Source organism: Aquiflexum sp., from assembly GCF_977115555.1.
Genome location: NZ_CDSBKL010000439.1, coordinates 1 through 3,262, shown reverse-complemented (window position 1 = coordinate 3,262; position 3,262 = coordinate 1). Strand labels below are relative to the sequence as shown.

2 protein-coding genes are annotated in these 3,262 nt (G+C 36.9%); both read right to left on the bottom strand.

Annotated elements, in window-relative coordinates:
* Positions 1–136 precede the first annotated feature (136 nt).
* Positions 137–1,426, bottom strand: coding sequence for a glutamate-1-semialdehyde 2,1-aminomutase (gene hemL / locus ACZFYI_RS17940; protein ID WP_462525497.1), 1,290 nt, complete (start codon positions 1,424–1,426; stop codon positions 137–139).
* A 13-nt stretch (positions 1,427–1,439) separates the two neighbouring features.
* Positions 1,440–3,098, bottom strand: a complete 1,659-nt coding sequence (locus ACZFYI_RS17935; RefSeq protein ID WP_462525496.1) for an ABC transporter substrate-binding protein — start codon at positions 3,096–3,098, stop codon at positions 1,440–1,442.
* Between the last annotated feature and the right edge of the window lie 164 nt (positions 3,099–3,262).

The following is a 3,262-nucleotide window of genomic DNA, read 5'->3' as shown; positions in this document are numbered from 1 at the left end:
GCTTTTTATAATCATTGAATACGTATCCAATCCCTTTCTCCTCCAAAAAATTGAAGGTCTTTTTCATCGTATCGCAATTTTTGATACCGTATATTTTTAAGGTCATATAAGCAGATTTTTATTAAATGATTTCAAATCAAAAAATCTCTTTGAGGGATTCTTCATTGGCTTGGATTATTTTTTCAACCAAATCATCCGTCAAAACTGTGGAAAGGAAAAGGCTTTCATATTGGGAAGGTGCCAAGTAAACACCCCTTTTCAACATGGATTGAAAATATTTACCAAATCGGGCGGTATCAGATTTTTTTGCAGATTCAAAATCATAGACTTCCTGATCAGTAAAAAAAAGGCTGTACATACTTCCAAGATGATTGATAGTATAATTCAGTCCAAGTCTGTCTAAAGAAGTTTGAAAACCCTTTACCAATTTATCTCCGATGGCATTGAGTGTTGTATATACTTGTGGATTTTGGTTTAGGTGTTTCAGCATCGTCAGACCTGCTGCCATTGCGATTGGATTTCCTGAAAGTGTTCCTGCCTGATAGACAGGACCTTCAGGAGAGACAAACTCCATGATTTCTTTTTTGCCGCCATAGGCACCGACAGGAAGTCCGCCTCCAATTATTTTGCCGAGAGTAGTCATGTCAGGGGTTACACCGAATAGTTCTTGCGCACCGCCTTTTGCAAGCCTGAATCCAGTCATGACTTCATCAAAGATCAGAACAATCCCTTCTCGGGTACAGATATTTCTGAGTCCCTGTAGGTATCCCTCTTTTGGTATCACAAGGCCCATATTACCTGGAACAGGCTCTAAAATCAAAGCAGCGATTTCACCTTTGTTAGCAGCTACAAGTCTCTCTATCGCATCTAAATCGTTGTAAGGAGCAAGGAGTGTGTCCTTTGCTGTACCTTTGGTTACACCTGGAGAATCAGGGTTGCCCATAGTAATTGCTCCCGAACCTGCGGAGATCAAAAAAGAATCCCCATGCCCGTGGTAATGACCTTCCATTTTGATGAATTTGTCCCTTCCGGTATATCCTCTTGCTACCCTGATGGCTGACATCGTGGCTTCTGTTCCGGAATTTACCATTCTGACTTTTTCGACAGAAGGAACCATCCTTGTGATCAATTCAGCGATTTCCACTTCTTTGGCTGTTGGCGCACCATATGAAGTTCCAAACTCCAATGCCCTTACTATAGCTTCTTTGATCATAGGGTGGTTATGCCCAAGGATCATCGGACCCCAGCTGTTGATGAGCTCGATATATGAATTGTCATCCTCATCATAGATGAAAGCACCGTCTGCTCTCTTTATAAAAATTGGGTCTCCCCCTACTGCTCTGAATGCACGAACGGGAGAATTGACTCCTCCCGGTATATATTTTTTTGCTTTTTCAAACAATGATTTACTTTGGGTAATCTGCATGTATATTATATATTTAATTCACTTCCAATTTACCGTCACTCAACTTTAACACAGGGACGTACTGATTGTTATTACTATTTGTAAAATCAAAACCATATGTTATTTTACCTTGTTTGAACCTGTTTTGGTTTAAATTCCCCCTAAAGTCAAAGCCTCTGTTAGGATTGATTGTTTCAGCTATCCAGTAGACAAGTTCGTATCCCAAATGCATATTCAATGAAGGATATTTTCCATATTCTTCATTGAATCCGTTCCTAAAAAGTTCTAGGTTTGGATTGTTGAAGTCAATTGAATTATTACCCAAAAAAACAAAATTTTGGTTTTCCAACATTTCAAAACTTGCAAAGTTGAAATACAGCCAACTGTCCATAACAATTACAGGAGTTTTCACGTTTTTTGATTCCATAAAGCCAAACGTCGCCTGGGCAATATTCGGATCGTCAGAAAGGATGATTACAGCGTCTACATTCGTGAGAGAATCGATTCCAAGTTGGATGGTCTCAAAAAATTCATTGATATTTTTTGGAGAAATCAAGGTTTTCGTGACTATCTTGAAATTACTGTTTCCACTAATTTCTGCTGTTTTTGTAGCTAGTTGTTCATCTCTTGCAGCGCTTGAGTAACCTATTGCCAACCTATTTCCCGCAACATTATTCTTAATATACTTAAATAGTCCAATACTTAAAGAAGAAACAGCAGGCCTGAAAAGAAAAGCAAACTCAGATCCCTGTATTTTATCATCCAAATTGGAAAGGGGATTGATGAAAGGAATATTATATTTTTGAGAAAACTGAAAAACAATCTCTGTTTCTTCTGGATAAATTGGTCCTACGATCACATCCGAATTAATCAAGCATTCATCATTAAGTATATTTTGTAACCGGGAATTATCTCTTTGTGTATCAAAAGTTCTCACATTAATTATGTATCCTTTTTCCCTCAACTCATCAAGAGCAAAACGAATACCTTGGTATAATTCAAGGATAAAATTTCCTTGCGAAAGAATTTGTACATCAGTACCTCCCGAATAATTAAAGGGAAGTAAAATAGCAATATCAAGAGACCGAAGGTTTTTATTACTTGGGTTTGGGGGACTTATAGAGTCAACACTACTTCTCAGTTGTTGCAAAATGACTTTTTCGTCAGAGGACATAATGGATTGTTTTTCCAATTGTTCTCTCAATGCAATTTGAAAACCCTTATTATCTCGGAATTTACTTAAGTTGGCAATTAAAAAGCTCACAGAGGTATTTCTCAAATAATTCAGACTGGCGCGTTCACCTTGAGATAAGATTTCAGGATTTTTAATGAAGGATATTTCCTGAAGTGCTTCCAGATTATTTGATTCTTCAAAATAGATCAATGCAAGCAGATACTTCGCCTCATCTTGCTTTTCCCAGTTCTTATTATCAGCTAATGGTTTGACAACTGATTTAGCCAATTCAAACTGACTATTCTTAAATGCAGAAAAGCCAAAGTGGTATTGGGCGTAGGAAGCCAATTTTCCATACTTGGTTTCTTCCATGTACGGACGCATCAATTCCATTGCGTCAGCATAATTTCCATACCCAATTAAAGTTTTTGCTCTTTTGTACGCTGCTAAGTTATCTTGGGGAAAAGCATTAGAAGAAAAAATAAAAACTAAAACAAATAAAAAGAAATAAGTTCTCATAAGTGGGATAATCTTAATTCAGTGATGTTGTTTATTCTCAAATGAAAGGCCAAGTTAATCCATTTCCTAGCAAAAGAAAAGCAAAAAATGGTTTCAGGAATGATTATCAAAGTGGATTGATAAATTTTCTTACCCAAGATTTTTACATTATAAATTCCGTTTAA

Bases quoted from the DNA above. Each gene is read 5' to 3' on its own strand.
- ACZFYI_RS17935 (WP_462525496.1), bottom strand. From the start codon at position 3,098: ATGAGAACTTATTTCTTTTTATTTGTTTTAGTTTTTATTTTTTCTTCT.
- hemL (WP_462525497.1), bottom strand. From the start codon at position 1,426: ATGCAGATTACCCAAAGTAAATCATTGTTTGAAAAAGCAAAAAAATAT.